Source organism: Acinetobacter sp. LF10 (genome assembly GCF_048585715.1).
Lineage (GTDB): Bacteria > Pseudomonadota > Gammaproteobacteria > Pseudomonadales > Moraxellaceae > Acinetobacter.
The window spans coordinates 154,233-171,864 of sequence record NZ_CP184160.1; the positions used below are offsets into that span (position 1 = coordinate 154,233).

Sequence of the window (17,632 nt, forward strand, 5' to 3'; positions counted from 1 at the left end):
CATAGAACCTATGTTGTGTAAAACATACTCTAGCGACTTATAAAATTATTTTCATCATAGAAAATGAAAATCACATCGAAATTTGTTTATAATAGCTCACGGAAATTACCAGTGAGATTGTTATGCTGACCATCGTTCAAGAAGCGTTAACCTTCGATGATGTCTTATTACTTCCTGCCTACTCAACTGTTCTCCCAAAAGATGTCTCCTTAAAGACACGTTTAACTCGCGGAATTCAACTGAATATCCCTCTCGTTTCTGCTGCAATGGATACGGTGACTGAGTCTCGTATGGCGATTGCAATGGCGCAAAATGGTGGTATTGGTATTTTGCATAAAAACATGGATATCGCCGCACAAGCTGCGGAAGTACGCCGTGTAAAAAAATTCGAAGCTGGAATGGTGAAAGACCCAATCACAGTAACGCCTGAAACGACAGTACGTGAACTTATTGCAATTACCCAAGCGAATAATATTAGTGGTGTACCTGTTGTAAAAGATGGCAAAGTTGTGGGTATTGTCACAGGTCGTGATACTCGTTTTGAAACCAATCTTGAACAACCAGTAAGCAATATCATGACAGGTCAAGACCGTTTAGTGACTGTTCGTGAAGGTGAGTCGAAAGAAAATATTCAAGCATTGCTACAAAAGCATCGTATTGAAAAAGTTCTAGTTGTTGGTGAACACAATGAACTCAAAGGTTTAATTACAGTCACTGACTTCCGTAAAGCGGAAAGCTATCCAAGCAGCTGTAAAGATGATCTTGGTCGTTTACGTGTGGGTGCTGCGGTCGGTACAGGTGTAGAAACACCAAGCCGTGTGGAAGCATTAGTCGATGCGGGTGTGGATGTGATTGTCGTAGATACAGCACATGGTCACTCAGCGGGCGTAATTGAACGTGTACGTTGGGTAAAAACAAATTATCCACAAGTTCAAGTGATTGGTGGAAACATTGCAACAGGCGATGCAGCTTTAGCATTGTTAGATGCAGGTGCAGATGCCGTTAAAGTGGGTATTGGCCCTGGTTCGATCTGTACCACTCGTATTGTGGCAGGTATCGGTATGCCGCAAATTTCGGCAATTGATAGTGTTGCCAATGCACTAAAAGATCAAATTCCATTGATCGCAGATGGCGGTATTCGTTTCTCTGGCGATATGGCGAAAGCGATTGGCGCAGGTGCGAGCACGATCATGGTCGGTTCACTCCTTGCTGGTACTGAAGAAGCGCCAGGTGAAGTTGAGTTTTTCCAAGGTCGTTACTATAAAGCGTATCGTGGTATGGGTTCGTTAGGTGCAATGGCGGGAGCAACAGGTTCTGCTGACCGTTATTTCCAAGACTCTAAAGCAGGTGCTGAAAAGTTGGTACCAGAAGGCATCGAGGGTCGTGTTCCATACAAAGGTCCAATGGGGAATATCATCCATCAAATGATGGGTGGTTTGCGTTCTTCTATGGGCTATACAGGTTCATCTGTGATTGAAGATCTTCGTCAAAATGCAAAATTTGTGAAAATTACTTCGGCAGGCATGTCTGAATCACATGTTCATGATGTGACAATCACTAAAGAAGCACCAAACTATCGTGTAGGTTGATCTTTAGTTATTTTGGCAATAAAAAAAACCGTCAGTCCACTGACGGTTTTTTTTGTTTTGGTGTAAAGTAAAACAGATGAAAAATGATATGACGATACGTCATATAAAGATAAGAAAGCGAGTAAAGAATGAGCTATTTTGGAACTGATGGAATTCGTGGCAAATTTGGACAAATGCCGATTACCCCTGAATTTGCATTAAAATTAGGATTTGCAGCAGGAAAAGTATTAAAAAGAAATAGTCCTAAAAACAAACCAAATGTGGTTATGGGTAAAGATACGCGTTTATCAGGCTATATTCTGGAAGCGGCTTTACAAGCAGGCCTAAATGCCGCAGGTGTGTATGTGCATTTACTTGGGCCATTGCCGACCCCTGCGATTGCCCATTTAACCCGTGCTTTGCATGCACATGCAGGTATTGTGATTTCAGCATCACATAACCCTTACTTTGATAATGGGATTAAATTTTTCTCAGGTGAAGGTAAAAAACTCCCAGATGCCTTACAAAATGAGATCAATCAAGAATTAGAAAAAGATTTAGTGATTGATGATACGGCGAATCTAGGTAAAAGTGTTCGTGTAAAAGATGCAAATGGCCGATACATCGAATTCTGTAAATCAACATTTCCATATCACTTCGATCTTAGTAATCTCAAAATTGTAGTGGATTGTGCTAACGGCGCAGCCTACAGCGTTGGGCCATCGGTATTCCGTGAGTTGGGTGCGAAAGTGATTCCGCTTTATAACGATCCAGATGGTTTAAATATCAATGAAAATTGTGGCTCAACCCATCCTGAATTTTTACAAAAGGCCGTGGTTGATCACCAAGCCGATTTAGGTATTGCCTTTGATGGTGATGCAGACCGTGTGGTGATGGTGGATAAAAATGGTCAGCTGGTAGATGGTGATCATATTCTGTATATCCTTGCAACTCAGGCCAAAAATAAACCAACAGGTATTGTTGGAACTGTCATGAGTAATATGGCACTTGAGTTAGCATTACAGAAAGCGGATGTCGGTTTTGTACGCGCAAAAGTCGGTGACCGCTATGTATTACAGGCATTAGAAGAAAATGGTTGGGTCACAGGTGGTGAGCCTTCAGGTCATATCTTAACGTTGGATAAGAGCACAACTGGTGATGCGATTATTGCCGCTCTACAAGTATTAACCGTGATGGTTGAGCAAGAGAAAGCATTACATGAATTAGTTGCAGACTTTGAATTATTTCCACAGGTGTTAATCAATGTTCGTTTACAGCATATGATTGATCCATATGCTGTTCCTGCTCTTGTTGCTGAATTTGAAAAAGCTGAACAACAATTGACTGGGCGTGGACGTATTTTGATTCGTAAATCAGGTACTGAACCTGTGATTCGAGTTATGGTAGAAGGAGATCAACAGCAGGAAGTGGATGCCATCGCAAATCATTTAGCCGATGCAGTCAGAGCTCATGCTCAAGCTGCTTAAAGGAGAGTAATAATGAATGATGTCATTAAAGACCTGAGTGAACTTCGTTTAAGTTATGAACAAGGTGAGTTACACGAATCCCAGATCAGTGTAAATCCCCATGAGCAATTCTTGAGTTGGTTCAATCATGCACTCACTGCTCAATTACATGAACCGTATGCGATGTCTTTGGCGACAGCAAATGCTCAAGGTCGCCCACACGTGCGAACTGTTTTGTTACGTGGTGCGACAGAAGCTGGTTATGACTTCTACACCAATTATGATAGTCAGAAAGGCATTGATCTTGCCGAGAATCCTTATGCTGAACTTTTATTTTACTGGCCGAGTTTAGAGCGTCAGGTACGTATCGGTGGTCAGGTTTCCAAGATTCCAGAACAGGAATCGACGGATTATTACCATAAGCGTCCACGTGATAGTCAGATTGCAGCACATATTAGTACGCCACAAAGTGGTGTCATTGAAAGCCGTGAGTTATTACAACAGCGTTTTCAAAACTTACAAAACCAGGTACATGAAGCTGAGTTGGATAAACCCGAATTTTGGGGTGGTTATCGCTTAGATGCAGATTATTATGAATTTTGGCAAGGACGACCAAACCGTTTACATGACCGTTTAAGTTATGAAAAACAAAATGGTGCTTGGGTTGTGCAGAGATTGATGCCATAAATGACCATGATTCAAATTCAACAAAGACCATTTTTGACACGCCCTGAACAATTTCAGGGCGTGCCTATGTTTATTGCTGAGATATTGGCAAGACGTGGAGTGCAATCGGAACAAGAGCTTGAGCTAAAACTCAAGCATTTATTGCCACCTGATCTCGAAGGATTATATCAAGCCGTTGAATTAATTGATCAAGCCATTGATCAAGAAAAACAGATCGTAATTGTTGGTGACTATGATGCGGATGGTGCGACCAGTACTGCATTGATGATCTTGGTTCTTAAAGAAATGGGGGCGAACGTTGAATATTTAGTGCCTGATCGCTTTAAGTATGGTTATGGCTTAACCCCTAAAATTGCTGAGTTGGCAAAGCAAAGCTATCAGCCAGATCTTTTGATTACTGTAGATAATGGTATATCGAGTCATGCAGGTGTTGAAACCGCACAGGCGTTGGGGATGCAGGTCATTATTACCGACCACCACCTGACCACCAAACCAACTCCATCCGCAGAGGCGGTGGTGAATCCTAACCAGTTGGGCTGTGACTTTCCAAGCAAAGCATTGGCTGGGGTTGGAGTGGCATTTTATGTGCTGGCAAAATTAGCCAGTTACCGCGCTCAGCAGGGAAAAAGTACAAGTAAAGTCACTCAGTATTTAGATTTGGTTGCGTTGGGAACTTATGCTGATGTTGCATCGCTTGATTATAATAACCGTATTTTAGTGGATGCTGGCTTAAAACGAATTCAGCAATATCAATGTCGTGCAGGAATTTTAGCATTATTGGATATTGCAAAACGAGACGCTGCAAGTTTACGCGCTCAAGATTTAGGTTTCGTGATCGGCCCTCGAATTAATGCGGCTGGTCGTATGGAGAGCATGCGAATAGGTATTGAGTGTTTATTGGCTCCAGATCTAGAAACAGCCTATCCAATTGCACAGCAGCTCAATCAACTGAATGTAGAACGTCGTCAAGTTGAAGCTGAGATGAAACAGCAAGCGATCAGTGCATTACAGCATGTACAGCTACAAGCAGATTCTTTACCTGCCGCATTGGTGATGTTTGATGAACAGTGGCATCAAGGGGTAATAGGGATTGTAGCTGGGCGTCTAAAGGAACAGTTTCACCGACCAAGTTTAGTATTTGCTCCTGATGAAGATGGGATACATATTAAAGGCTCTGCACGTTCGATTGAAGGTATTCATATTCGCGATACTATTGAGCAAGTCGCAGAACAATACCCACATTTAGTTAGCCATTTTGGTGGTCATGCCGCAGCAGCAGGTTTGACCTTAAAAAAAGATAATTTTGATGAATTTAAAACAGTTTTTATTCAATCAATTGCTGAAATGGATGAAAATTTATTCCAAGCGACTCTATGGACAGATGGTGAGTTAACTGATGCTAGTTTACATCTTGAAACGCTAGACTGGATTGATCGGCTAGGCCCTTGGGGACAAAAATTTCCAATTCCCCAATTTCAGGGAAGATTTAAAGTGATGGATTATCGCTGGCTTAAAGATCAGCATTTAAAACTGAAAGTATCTTTAGGACAGCAAATTATCGATGCAATCGCTTTTAATGCGGCAGACCGTTTTGAGTTCAACCCGATGCTGGGTTATGTTGATCTCGTTTATACATTGGAACGCAATGTCTTTAATGGCATCACCAGCCTGCAACTTCAGGTTGTATATTTAAGCCAATAAAAAAACCCACCCATAAAGGGTGGATTCCTTAGGGTCTGTTAAAGATCAACAGACCCTATATTCTCTCTGGAGAGAATTAGAAGCGGAATGTACCATTCAGACCGAAAGAATCAGCACCGTCCGTTGTTGTGTAGCTTACGCCAGCAGCAATTTGAGGTGTAAAGAATTTTTTGGCATGAAGACTAAAGATAGTATCGGAGTCTTCAACAGTTGAATCAGCAAATGATACACCTACACCCAAAGTCGGATCGATATAAAGATCAGCACCTAATTTGTATGCAGTTTCATCACCAATTGCTGTTTGAGCTTCAAAGTTAGTATTGAAACCACCAATTTGGGTAACATATTTAGCACGCAAGGTCGCGGCAGTATCTTCACCAACGGTTGTTATATAACCTGCCGAGGTCGCAAAACCATGATTTGCAACAAAGGTAGGATCAAGACTTTCTTTGGATGCGCCAACTGCAAATAGAAGACCATCAATAGGTAAGAAACCTACTTCTACTGCATAGCCAGTATTCTTATCACCCGCGAATTTGACCTGATTTAATGCACCAGATACATAGAATTGAGTATCTGGAATGAAAAATTCACCTGATACACCGTAAACATCAATATCTTCAGGACCATCACCACTCGCATTTGCGTAACCTGCACCGATATTAGAAGCTTTGTTTGAGAATGCAGCTTCAGCTAAGGGCGCATTTTTAGTATTTACTGGATTTAAATAGTATTTACCTGAGACAGTGACTGTATCAAGATCAGCATCTAAACCATCAAAATCAGTATTTTCATAGCTCGCATTAGCTTCAAATTGGTAAGCTTGAGCATTCATGGCAAAAACAGAAGCAAGAAGTGCGATAGCAAAACTTAATTTTTTCATGGTTAACCCCTTTTTGAGATAATATACCAATTTATAAGTGATTACATTTTTTGTTACATTTTCAGTTTAGTAGAAAAAAACCGTGAGTCAATCTTGAGAACGTAACCAAACTGTAGCAATGTTGTTTTTTTGTAAGTTATTGGGCGTATCTATTTGATATTTATTGTTTAATATAAATGTGAGCTTTTGTTAAAACGGCTAGATAAATTGTTTATCTAGATGGCTTTGGTGTGTTTTTTGCGAATTTTTATTAGCAAATGTGTCTAACAGAAATCAAGTTGAAGGGCATTTTTGCCTTATATTCTCACAAAAAAAGACACGGCTGTGTCCTGAAAATAGTTATGTTAAAATATGAGATTGAGTGAAAAATATTGTGAGAAAATACGCGTGGAAATTAATCCGTACTTAGTCCAATTGAAAGATTTATCTGATCGTAGCCAGACACTACGGGGGTATCTTTGACTACGATCTAAAGGCTGAGCGTTTAGAAGAAGTATTGAGAGAACTAGAAGACCCAACGATTTGGAATGATCAGAGTCGTGCGCAAGCGATTGCGAAAGAAAAGGGCAGTTTGGAAAATACTTTAGGTGTGTTTGATCGTCTTGCAGAGCAGCTAGATGATGCCAAAGCCATGCTTGATCTGGCTGTAGAAGCCGATGATGAAACTTTACTAGAAGATGTTCAGGCTGAACTTGATAGTGCTGAACAGGCTTTAGGTAATTTAGAATTCCGCCGCATGTTTAGTAATCCAATGGATCCAAATCCATGTTTCCTTGAAATCCAATCAGGTTCTGGTGGTACGGAAGCACAAGACTGGGCATCGATGTTACTGCGGATGTATCTGCGTTGGATCGAACGTCATGGCTTTAAAGCTGAATTGATGGAAGTGTCTGATGGTGACGTGGCAGGCATTAAATCCGCAACCATCCGTGTCGATGGCGAGTTTGCTTATGGCTGGTTACGTACCGAAAGTGGCGTACACCGTTTAGTACGTAAGTCACCATTTGACAGTAATAACAACCGTCATACCTCATTCTCTGCGGTATTTATCTCACCTGAGATTGATGACAATATCGAAATTGATATTAATCCATCGGATGTCCGTACCGATACTTACCGTGCTTCAGGTGCGGGTGGTCAGCACATTAACAAAACCGATTCGGCAGTTCGTCTCACTCACGCACCAACAGGTATCGTGGTGGCATGTCAGAACCAACGTTCACAGCATGCGAACCGTGACCATGCATGGAAACAGTTACGTGCCAAACTCTATGAGTTAGAGATGAGCAAACGTAATGAAGCAGCTCAAGCATTGGAAGACTCGAAGTCAGATATTGGTTGGGGCAGTCAGATTCGTTCTTATGTCCTAGATGATTCACGTATTAAAGATTTGCGTACTGGTATTGAAAATTCAAATACTAAAGCAGTCTTAGATGGTGATTTGGATAAGTTCATTGAAGCAAGTTTAAAGCAAGGTCTATAAGTTTCAATTAACTTAAAACGGCAATCTCGTTCAGCATTTGATAGTTAATCGAAAAAATATGATATTAATATCGTAAAATATAGATATTAATATTTATAAAAATCGATATACTGGTTTCAGATGCTGAACAAAGCTTTGCCTGTTGAGAAACGTGGTGAGTCTATGGATATTGATGTTATAAGCAAGGCCTTAGCCAATCCATTACGTCGACAGATTTTGCAATGGCTGAAAGAGCCTGAGCAATTTTTACCGGTGCAGGAATGTGGTGGCAGTTTTGAACGAGGCGTATGTGCAGGTCATATTGAACGTCTAGGCAAAGTTGCACAATCAACCATGTCAAACCATTTGTCTGTGTTACAGCAGGCAGGTTTGATTCAAGTTGAGAAATACGGGCAGTGGTCCTATTTCACCAGAAACGAAGCTTTGATTCAGCAATACATCGAACATTTAAAACAAACACTTTAAGTGAATAAGTGTAAGTTGAGGCGATCATGGCTGAACTAAATTCTGCATTACAAGTAGGTGATTTTACGATTAAAAACCGTTTGGTTTTAGCACCTTTGACGAGATCTCGTAGTGGTGCTGAGCGTATTCCGAACGATTTAATGGTGGAATACTATCAACAACGTGCCAATGCGGGCTTAATTATTACCGAAGCGACGGTGATTAGTCCGAAAGCGGTTGGTTATGCCAATACGCCAGGTTTATGGTCGCAAGAGCAAGCTCAAGCGTGGAACAAAATTGTTGAAGCTGTACATGCTCAGGGTTCAAAGATTGTTGTTCAGCTCTGGCATGTTGGTCGTATTTCACATCCTGATTTATTGGATGGCGATATTCCTGTCGCACCAAGTGCGATTCAACCCGCAGGTGAAGTGAGTTTACTGCGTCCAAAACGTCCTTTCGTTACCCCTCGTGCTTTATCGCATGAAGAAATCCAAGAAATCGTCGCACAATATAAACATGCGGCTGAATTGGCAAAAGTGGCGGGTTTTGATGGTGTTGAATTGCATGCAGCCAATGGTTATTTGATTGACCAATTTCTACAAAGTACCACCAACCATCGTGATGATGAATATGGTGGTTCGATTGAAAATCGCGCACGTTTATTATTACAAGTGGTCGATGCATTTATAGAAGTTTGGGGTGCTGGGCGTGTGGGTGTCCACCTTGCACCACGTGCAGATTCGCACGATATGGGCGATGCAGATCCATTAGCGACTTTTGGTTATGTGGTTGAACAATTAGATCAACGCAATATTGGTTTTATTTTCACGCGTGAATATGCAGCAGCAGATAGTTTACAACCACAACTCCGCCCTAAATTTAAAGGGGTGTGGATTGCCAATGAGAAATTAACACCAGCTTCTGCAAAACAGATTTTAGAAACTGAGCAAGCAGATGCCGTGGCATTTGGTTTGGCTTATATTGCCAATCCTGATTTATTAGAACGTTTGGAACATGATTTAGCTTTAAATCAGGTTCAATTTGATACTTTATATGGCGCTGGTGCAGCGGGTTATACCGATTATCCTGTATTGGAAAAGTTAGAAGCTTAAGTAAAGCAAAAAACCTCCTAGCAGGTTGAATCTGCTAGGAGGTTTTTGACAATTTAAGTTTGGGGTGTCTGGATGGCCTGTTCACTTCTATTTTTGTAGAAATCCAGAATCACATTGGAAAAATCATGCACCATCAATTGTGCAATCTGATTGGCATAAAAATTGACTTCGGTGCTAATTCGATAATCAATTTTTAGCGTGAGCTTAGTTTGCTGATCATTGATGGGTGTCAGTTCAAATGAGGTATATCGAAGATCAAAATATTTTCCTCCAATGCTGACATGATCATCTAGCGCACCTTGAGGAATAGACGTTGGAGAGAAACGATAGGTCCAACTGAGATATTGATTAGGTTTGGATTGTTGAATGATTTCTTCAAAATGAATATTTTTTTGCCATGTTGAATAACGGATCAATCCTTCACTCGTCGGTTGAGTCAGCCCAGAAACAGGATAAGGCACACCAATGCTGTATAACACGCTCGGTTTAAATTCATGTGGTTGAATATTGTCGGCATGATTGAGTTGTTGCCAAATGACCTTGGCAGGGGCATTGATGAGAATACTTTGATCAACATGATCATAATGTAGTTGGGTTTTCTCAGGGAGAGGCAGTAGAATAAATGGTAATAATACGAGGCTGTAAATGCCCTTATTGGGTTTCCATATTTTGTAACACAGCCCTTTCATGAATAACGCGCCCGTCAGCATACCGATCAATAAAATCGGGGTCATAATTACAACGCAAATGGCACCTTCACGTAGCACAACAATGGAAAACAATAAGAGAAAAATGAGAAAAATAATAATCACTTTAAAACTATGTATAAATGAAACAGCTTTTCGGTAATTCTGGATATATACAATGAGCGCACCAATAATAAAGGGAACCGCAAGTAAAAAACTGGCTTTCATTAATGCGCCTAAGTGACTGGCTAGAAGCGCCCATAAGCAGCACAGTAACGCTAGAATTAAAAAAGGAAGAATAATTTGAAATGGATGACGGGGTAGATATGCTGGTGTCGTTTCTTCAGGAGGTTGCTTTATTTGTTTGAACCAATCAGGTTGCATCGTTTTTCTCAAAATGGATTATTCTTTGTTCTAAGATATCATTTTTCTTTATAAAGAAATATTTAATCAAAGTGCAACATACAATAATCAATTGTCAATGCATAGGAAACTTCCGCATAATGAGCTGAAATCAAATTCTAAATTATGGTCTAGGATGGCACAGCAAAACGCAGTACAGCAAACACCATTTTGGTATAACTTTTTACTGATATGTCTCAAGCCTTTATATCGTTGGAAAATCAAACAACGGGCTGAAAGCGATGCGCTATTTCAACAAGAATGTCTAGAACGTTTTGGACCGTTTCAAGCGCCTAAAAATTTAAATACGATTTGGTTTCATGTGGTATCGGTTGGAGAAACCAATGCTGCTCAACCTTTGATTGAGCACTATCTAAAACTTGGACACACAGTTTTAGTGACTAACACCACCAAGACAGGACAAGCCAGAGCCAAGAGCTTATTTTCCCAAAAATATCCTGCACTTTTTCAGGCTGTGTATTTGCCTGTTGATCAAAAGCCATTACTGAAACAATTTTTTGAGCTGTATCAACCGAAACTTCTTGCTCTAGTTGAAACTGAAATTTGGCCAAATTTGATTGCGCAAGCCAAACAGAAGCAAATCCCATGTATCTTATTGAATGCTCGTCTTTCAGCAAAATCAGCGAAAGGTTATGGCAAAGTTCGCCGTTTGACACAGCCAATGTTGCAGCAACTCACATGGTTATTGGCTCAAGACATTGCGACACAACAGCGTTATGTGGATTTAGGTTTAGATCAAGCCAAGAGTCAGGTTGTTGGTAATATTAAATTTGATATCGCTGCGCCAGAGCAGTACGTGCAGCAAGCTGAACAGTTAAAACAAGATTGGCAATTGGCAGATCGGCAGATTATCGTACTTGCAAGTACACATGCACCTGAAGAAGAAAGTTTGCTGAAACAATTACAACCACATTTAAATTCAAATCCTAATTTACTCTGCATTGTCGTACCACGTCATCCTGAGCGTTTTGATGAGGTGTATAAAGTCTGCCAAAGTTTGAACTTAAATACGCAACGCCGTAGTCTTAAACAGCCAATTCAAACTGATACACAGGTTTTTCTAGCGGATAGTATGGGCGAAATGTGGCTGTGGTATGCACTCAGCCAAGCTTGTTTTGTTGGTGGTTCATTGAATGAGCCGGGTGGCGGACACAATATTTTAGAACCGATGGTTTTAAATGTACCGACTGTGATTGGTCCACGCTATTTTAATTTCCAAAGTATCGTGGATGAGTTTGTGGCTGAACACGGAATTTTGATTGGAACAGATGCGGCACAAGTGGTACAGCAACTTTTGAGTTGTTTAGATGACCGAATACAGGCTCAGCAATTGATTGAACAGGCCGAATTGGTTCTGCAACGAAATAAAGGCTCTCTCCAAAAGCATATTCAATTGATTAATCATTATTTAGAATTCAAAGCTTTGTCATGAATATTGTTTTACTTGAAGCTAATCACATCACGACAGCGGATGATGTCTGGCAGATTGAAAATCCGCGTCAATTACAACATTTACGACAGCATATTCAGTTGAATTGTGGAGATACTTTAAAAGTCGGCGTGCGTAACGGTCAACGCTATCTTACGGAAGTAATATCTGTTTCTGAACAACAGATTTGCATAAGACCGATTCAACTGGAAGCCATTCCTGAAAAGCTGCCTGTGCATTTAATTCTAGCTTTACCACGTCCTAAAGTATTGCGCCGTATCATCATGGATGCGGTGACTTTAGGCGTGGAACGGATCAGTTTGATTCATAGTTATCGAGTGGATAAAAGCTATTGGCAAAGCCCATTTTTACAGCAGCTTGATGATTATGTGACTTTAGGTTTAGAGCAGGCAGGTGATACGATTGCACCTGAAATTCAATTGTATAAACGCTTTAAACCTTTTGTTGAAGATGTTTTGCCTACATTTATTTCAGATGAAAAACCTGCTTATGTCGCACACCCTTATGCAGAACAGCAGATGCCATCTGCGATTCAGCATTCATGTAGTCTGATCGTTGGTCCAGAAGGTGGATTTATTCCGTATGAGGTGGATTTGCTCAAAAAAAATGGCTGCCAAGCAATGAGCTTAGGCAACCGAATTTTACGAACTGAAACGGCGGTATCGCATATTTTAGGGCGATTATTTATCTAGGTTGATCGGCTCTGATTGATCACCACGATAGACTTTAACTTCCTGTACTGGATAAGGAATCGAAATTCCTTTCTCATCGAAGGCTGTTACAACCAGTTCTTGAATTTCACTAATTGATGCAGATGTGGTGGTTTCTGTGGTATTCACCCACCAACGCACGGTTAAATTAATTGAGAAATCTGCAAGTGCGGTGACATTGACCGAGAAGCTGGGTTGACTCAGTACATTAAGATTACGATCAAGAATATCGAGAATAATTTTCTTGGCTTTTTGCATATCATCTTCATAACCAATACCAACGACAAACTCACAACGACGACGCTGATAGGCATTGTTCACTGTTACGGCACTGGTATAGACCGTTGCATTGGGAATCACGATACGGCGACCATCAGGTGAGCGTAAAAAGGTTGCACGAATCTGGATATCCTCAACATTGCCTTCAAAACCATTCACAACAATATCATCGCCGATGCGGAAAGGTTCACTGAGTAAAATTAAGATACCTGATAGCAAGTTTTGGAAAATATCTTTGAAAGCGAAACCGATTGCAACAGAACCGATTCCCAATGCTCCGATTAACTGGCTTGGGGTGAAACCGGGAATAGCGATGACCAATGCAATTAAAAAACCAAAGAATAGAATAAAAGTACTTCCGACACGGTTGAGCACCAATACCAAGTTTTGTCGGGTGTAGCTACGGTTTTCCAAAGTTTTGCGAATAAAGAATTTAAATAGCTTAGTCAGTAGCCAAAAAATGACAAATACTGTGATCGCAATACAGATATACGGTACACGCTCCCAAAAGCTGTCCATGATTTTATCGATGGTGGTATAGGCATCATGATATTTTTCAGTATGTGCCAATACCGTTTGCGTGGTTTTTGCACCTGCTTGATGAATCAATTCACCAGTATCTTTAGCGACCTCGGTTAATGTCGTTTGCTCATTTGCCACGGGAAAATCTCTATTTCGCAACGTAAGGAATTTATTAGGGGAGCTATCATAATGAATTTATGCTGATCATGCATGATAAATTCCGTAACGGTTTTATTTATTGAGTAGTTCAAATTTGGCTGTTCGATAAAGTATTAAAAATACTCAGTTGTATTTTGTAAGATCTGGGTTGGTGTACCCCAGAAGTCAGGGCTAGCAAAATAATAGCTAAAGATAAACATGCCAAATATCATCATTAAACTCAATATAATCATGATCCATGCAAATAGTTTTTCCCATGTGGTGGATGGGCGAATATCGCCATAATCATTGCGATGAGGTGTGCCTTTGGCAAGCAGGACATAAAGAATGAAAAAGAACTGAATCATCGGAACCAATAATAATAGGCAGAGCCATCCTGTTTTATTTAGATCGTGTAAACGTCTTGTTAAAAACACAATCTGAAAATAAAAGCCTGCAAACCATAGTGCAATCAGAGCAATTCCTCCGATTCCTGAAAATGCAGATAAGATTGGTTCATGAATCTGTACATTATTTACACTTAGACTCGCCGAAATTGTGGCAATAAGAATGAAAAGAACCGTCCAACTGATACTCAGTAAACCATACCAACCTAGATAGCTTAAGCGATTAAAACGTCCTTTAGCAGATAAAGGGTGATCGTATTGAGGCTGAATTGAGGCAGATAACGTTTGATCGAACATGATGAATTCCTATTTTTTGATTATTAAATCTTTTAAGGTCTTAGCAATGATCAAAATAATCACTTATTTTAAAAGTAAAAAGCATAGACAAGCAGTTCAAATTTAAATTATTTTGAGTAAATTTTTGAAAACAATTTGGTCGTCAAAACATAACATTCTTACGACCAAAGCCGCATTGTTTGCTCTTGTAAATGGTGACCATACTGCAAGAGAAAACAAAACATACCCGAAAAATAGATGTGTATATCTAAGGTATGAAATAAAAAACAAAGGAAGTGAGCTATGAAAGAAATCTACCCAGTGCCTGATAAATTCAAAGAAATGGCAAGAACCTCGGAAGCAGACTATTTCAAACGTTATCAGGATTCAATCGAGCAGCCTGAAGCATTTTGGGCAGCAGAAGCACAAAACATTGACTGGATTAAGCCATTTACACAGGTTAAAAATACAAGTTTTAACGCAGATAATTTCAAAATTGAGTGGTTCGCCGATGGTGAACTGAATGTTTCAGCCAACTGTTTAGATCGTCATCTCAAAGATAATCCTTTAAAGCCCGCGATTATCTGGGAAGGTGATCATCCTTCACGTCATAAAATCATTTCATTTTCTGAACTACACGATGAAGTCTGTCGTTTTGCCAATGTGCTAAAGAAGCAAGGTATTCGCAAGGGTGATCGTGTGGTGCTATATATGCCAATGGTGCCTGAAGCAGCAATTGCTATGTTGGCCTGCGCACGAATTGGTGCTGTGCATTGTGTGGTATTTGGTGGGTTTTCACCAGACTCATTGGCCAGTCGTATCGAAGATAGTCAAGCAAAATTAGTGATTACCGCTGACGCAGGCATGCGCGGCGGCAAGCTCATTCCACTGAAAGAAAATGTAGATGCCGCATTAGAAATTGATGGAACCAGTAGTGTCGAAAATGTGATTGTGGTGCATCGTACAGGGAATCCGATTCAGTTCAATGCTGAGCGTGATGTTTGGTATCACCTTGCCATTATGGAAGTAGACGAACACTGCCCACCAGAACCGATGAAAGCAGAAGACCCGCTATTCATTTTGTACACCTCGGGTTCAACAGGTAAACCGAAAGGCGTGTTACATACTACAGGTGGTTATCTGGTTTATGTCAACACCACCTTTAGAGAAGTCTTTGATCTCAAAGAAGATGATGTATATTGGTGTACCGCCGATGTGGGCTGGATTACGGGACATAGTTATTTACTTTATGGTCCGTTGAGTAATGCCACTACTACGGTCATGTTTGAGGGAATACCACAATATCCAACTTGGGCACGTATTGGTCATGTGATTGATAAACATAACATCACGATTTTATATACTGCACCAACGGCAATTCGCGCGATGATGCGTGAAGGTGATGCTTATGTACGTGAAAGTGATCGCAGTAGCTTACGTTTACTGGGTTCAGTCGGTGAACCGATTAACCCTGAGGCATGGAATTGGTATCACGAGGTCGTAGGTGAAGGCCGTTGTCCAATTGTCGATACATGGTGGCAAACAGAAACAGGTGGCATTTTAATTTCACCATTGCCGGGTGCAACTGCACTCAAACCGGGTTCAGCAACACGTCCATTCTTTGGAGTACAACCTGCGTTAGTCGATGGCGAAGGCAATGAATTGGATGGAGCAACCGAAGGTAATTTGGTCATTAAAGACTCATGGCCGGGTCAAATGAGAACGATTTGGGGCGATCCAGAGCGCTTTATTGAAGCTTATTTCTCAACTTTTAAAGGCTATTATTTTACTGGCGATGGCGCACGTCGAGATGCTGATGGTTACTATTGGATCACTGGGCGTGTCGATGATGTACTGAACGTTTCAGGGCATCGTTTAGGGACGGCCGAGATTGAAAGTGCCTTGGTCTCGCATGTCGCAGTTGCAGAGGCTGCGGTAGTGGGTATGCCGCATGATATTAAAGGACAGGGGATTTGTACTTTTGTCACTTTACAGGCCGATGTGGCTGAATCTGAGGAGCTACGTAAGGAGTTGGTGAATTGGGTACGTAAAGTACTTGGCCCTGTGGCTACACCTGATGCCTTGCATTGGGCACCTGCTTTGCCAAAAACACGTTCAGGTAAAATCATGCGTCGTATCTTGAGAAAGATTGCGGCTAATGAATTGGATAGCTTAGGCGATACGTCAACACTGGCTGAGCCGGCTGTGGTTGAACATCTGATTGCCACAGTTTATCCAAACCGATAAATCTAATTCAAATTTAAAAAGAGCGTTCGATTCAACGCTCTTTTTTCTGCATGATTTAATTCTGTGCTAAAAAATCAGCAGTGTTTTGTACCGTGGCAAAGAAACTGAGTGCAGATAAAAATGCTGTTTGTACATCGGCTGCTTTGGCGATCTTAGCATCATGTTCAAGATCACGGGTTGCAGTCGCGTCGGCGATCACAATCGGTTGGTAGCCAAGTTCTTTCGCTGCACGTGTACCTGAATCAATACAGACATGGGTCATCATGCCAGTTATCACTAACTGCTCAACTTGATGCTGCTGTAACAACGCCTGAAGATTGGTTTCCAGAAAGCTATTGGGAAAATGTTTTTCAACAATCAGTGAGCGATCTGTGACTTTAAGTTGTGGATGTAATGCAACACCCACAGTATTTTCTTGAAAGAAACTGGCAGAGGCAGGGTTTATGTGTTGAATGTAAATAATGGGTAAATTGTTTTGAATAAAATGATCTTCTAATAGATTGGTTTTCGCCAGAGCAAGGTCTGGATTAACCAATTCCATTTTGCCATTTTTAAAATAATCGTTTTGGACATCAATAATCAGTAAGGCTTGTTTCATCATTTTTTCTTCCAGCGTTAAGATAAAATAAGAGTAGGGTGAAATACAGAAATCGGCTATATTCAGATGAAAGCATTGTTGCTGGTTTTCTTTCGTAATGAAAAATGAATATTGAACTTGATCCGATTGACCTAAAAATTATTGAGTTGCTAAAACAAGATTCGCGTTTAAGTCATAAAGAAATAGGACAGCGAGTGCATCGTACTGGGCAAGCTGTTGGCGCTCGTATTGCACAGTTAATGGATGCAGGAATCATCAAAAATTACACCGTTGCGATCAACTACGAACATAAGCAGTTTATTCAATTGTTTATGAATGATCAGCAAGCGTTTGTCGAAGTTGAATTACTGGTTAAACAATACGAGCAGGTGGATGAGTGTTTTAAAATTCTCGGCAATGCCTGCTATATGATTGTTAGCCATTTTAATCCATCACAATTAAATGAGTTTATTGAGCAACTGTCGCAGTGGTGCCGATATTCGGTTGAAACGGTCATGCGGGAAATTGAGACTGCTTAAATTAAAAATCCCCAAGCCGAGTCTTGGGGAGAAA

16 protein-coding genes are annotated in these 17,632 nt (G+C 40.7%); 11 read left to right on the forward strand and 5 right to left on the reverse strand.

All coding sequences use genetic code 11. The features are described 5' to 3' along the window. The first annotated feature begins 122 nt into the window (after positions 1 to 122). The 4 genes from guaB to recJ all read left to right on the forward strand — a co-directional run bounded on the left by guaB (position 123) and on the right by recJ (position 5,422). Positions 123 to 1,589, forward strand: a complete 1,467-nt coding sequence (guaB, locus tag ACN19N_RS00730) for an IMP dehydrogenase (protein ID WP_004659900.1) — start codon at positions 123 to 125, stop codon at positions 1,587 to 1,589. 128 nt (positions 1,590 to 1,717) lie between these two features. Then, positions 1,718 to 3,055 carry a phosphoglucosamine mutase gene (gene glmM / locus ACN19N_RS00735; protein WP_420001789.1) on the forward strand — a complete coding sequence of 446 codons (1,338 nt, stop codon included), beginning with the start codon at positions 1,718 to 1,720 and terminating at the stop codon, positions 3,053 to 3,055. Positions 3,056 to 3,067: 12 nt separating this feature from the next. After that, a complete protein-coding gene (gene pdxH, locus ACN19N_RS00740) occupies positions 3,068 to 3,721 on the forward strand; it encodes a pyridoxamine 5'-phosphate oxidase (RefSeq protein WP_420001790.1) in 654 nt (217 codons plus the stop codon). After that, positions 3,722 to 5,422 carry a single-stranded-DNA-specific exonuclease RecJ gene (recJ, locus tag ACN19N_RS00745; RefSeq protein WP_420001791.1) on the forward strand — a complete coding sequence of 567 codons (1,701 nt, stop codon included), beginning with the start codon at positions 3,722 to 3,724 and terminating at the stop codon, positions 5,420 to 5,422. It begins immediately after the preceding gene. Positions 5,423 to 5,498: 76 nt separating this feature from the next. Here the strand turns inward: recJ and ACN19N_RS00750 are convergent, their stop codons facing one another. Next, positions 5,499 to 6,305, reverse strand: a complete 807-nt coding sequence (locus ACN19N_RS00750) for a putative porin (protein WP_420001792.1) — start codon at positions 6,303 to 6,305, stop codon at positions 5,499 to 5,501. Between the two features lie 387 nt (positions 6,306 to 6,692). On the opposite strand from ACN19N_RS00750, the gene prfB reads away from it, so the two are divergent. The 3 genes from prfB to ACN19N_RS00765 all read left to right on the forward strand — a co-directional run bounded on the left by prfB (position 6,693) and on the right by ACN19N_RS00765 (position 9,344). Further along, positions 6,693 to 7,788 (forward strand): peptide chain release factor 2 gene (gene prfB / locus ACN19N_RS00755; RefSeq protein WP_111313900.1). Its coding sequence is split into 2 segments (ribosomal slippage): positions 6,693 to 6,764 and positions 6,766 to 7,788, totalling 1,095 coding nucleotides; the frame shifts between segments, so codons are not numbered across the junction. Positions 7,789 to 7,950: 162 nt separating this feature from the next. Further along, on the forward strand, positions 7,951 to 8,253 hold the full coding sequence (locus ACN19N_RS00760; protein WP_034601002.1) for an ArsR/SmtB family transcription factor: 303 nt from the start codon (positions 7,951 to 7,953) through the stop codon (positions 8,251 to 8,253). A gap of 26 nt (positions 8,254 to 8,279) precedes the next feature. Continuing rightward, positions 8,280 to 9,344: an alkene reductase gene (locus ACN19N_RS00765; RefSeq protein ID WP_420001793.1), complete on the forward strand. Its 1,065-nt coding sequence runs from the start codon at positions 8,280 to 8,282 to the stop codon at positions 9,342 to 9,344. A gap of 53 nt (positions 9,345 to 9,397) precedes the next feature. On the opposite strand, the gene ACN19N_RS00770 is transcribed toward ACN19N_RS00765, so the two are convergent. Beyond that, positions 9,398 to 10,414: a hypothetical protein gene (locus ACN19N_RS00770; RefSeq protein ID WP_269238692.1), complete on the reverse strand. Its 1,017-nt coding sequence runs from the start codon at positions 10,412 to 10,414 to the stop codon at positions 9,398 to 9,400. 154 nt (positions 10,415 to 10,568) lie between these two features. On the opposite strand from ACN19N_RS00770, the gene ACN19N_RS00775 reads away from it, so the two are divergent. Together ACN19N_RS00775 and ACN19N_RS00780 are read left to right on the forward strand one after the other, a co-directional pair. After that, positions 10,569 to 11,885 (forward strand): 3-deoxy-D-manno-octulosonic acid transferase, encoded by a 1,317-nt coding sequence (locus ACN19N_RS00775; RefSeq protein ID WP_420001794.1) that lies wholly within the window; start codon positions 10,569 to 10,571, stop codon positions 11,883 to 11,885. Further along, on the forward strand, positions 11,882 to 12,595 hold the full coding sequence (locus tag ACN19N_RS00780) for a 16S rRNA (uracil(1498)-N(3))-methyltransferase (protein WP_269238690.1): 714 nt from the start codon (positions 11,882 to 11,884) through the stop codon (positions 12,593 to 12,595). The genes ACN19N_RS00775 and ACN19N_RS00780 overlap by 4 nt, the downstream gene beginning before the upstream one ends. Here ACN19N_RS00780 and ACN19N_RS00785 read toward each other — a convergent pair. Together ACN19N_RS00785 and ACN19N_RS00790 are read right to left on the reverse strand one after the other, a co-directional pair. After that, a complete protein-coding gene (locus ACN19N_RS00785; RefSeq protein WP_420001795.1) occupies positions 12,584 to 13,552 on the reverse strand; it encodes a mechanosensitive ion channel family protein in 969 nt (322 codons plus the stop codon). The two genes, ACN19N_RS00780 and ACN19N_RS00785, sit on opposite strands and share 12 nt — an antisense overlap. A 134-nt stretch (positions 13,553 to 13,686) precedes the next feature. Next, positions 13,687 to 14,256 carry a DUF805 domain-containing protein gene (locus ACN19N_RS00790; protein ID WP_420001796.1) on the reverse strand — a complete coding sequence of 190 codons (570 nt, stop codon included), beginning with the start codon at positions 14,254 to 14,256 and terminating at the stop codon, positions 13,687 to 13,689. 282 nt (positions 14,257 to 14,538) lie between these two features. On the opposite strand from ACN19N_RS00790, the gene acs reads away from it, so the two are divergent. Next, a complete protein-coding gene (gene acs, locus ACN19N_RS00795; protein WP_420001797.1) occupies positions 14,539 to 16,482 on the forward strand; it encodes an acetate--CoA ligase in 1,944 nt (647 codons plus the stop codon). 55 nt (positions 16,483 to 16,537) lie between these two features. Here acs and ACN19N_RS00800 read toward each other — a convergent pair whose 3' ends face one another. Next, positions 16,538 to 17,080, reverse strand: a complete 543-nt coding sequence (locus ACN19N_RS00800; RefSeq protein ID WP_269239722.1) for a cysteine hydrolase family protein — start codon at positions 17,078 to 17,080, stop codon at positions 16,538 to 16,540. A 104-nt stretch (positions 17,081 to 17,184) separates the two neighbouring features. Here ACN19N_RS00800 and ACN19N_RS00805 point away from each other — a divergent pair, with 104 nt between their 5' ends. Continuing rightward, entirely contained in the window at positions 17,185 to 17,598 is a 414-nt protein-coding gene (locus tag ACN19N_RS00805) for a winged helix-turn-helix transcriptional regulator (RefSeq protein WP_269238687.1), read from the forward strand. Positions 17,599 to 17,632: the final 34 nt, after the last annotated feature.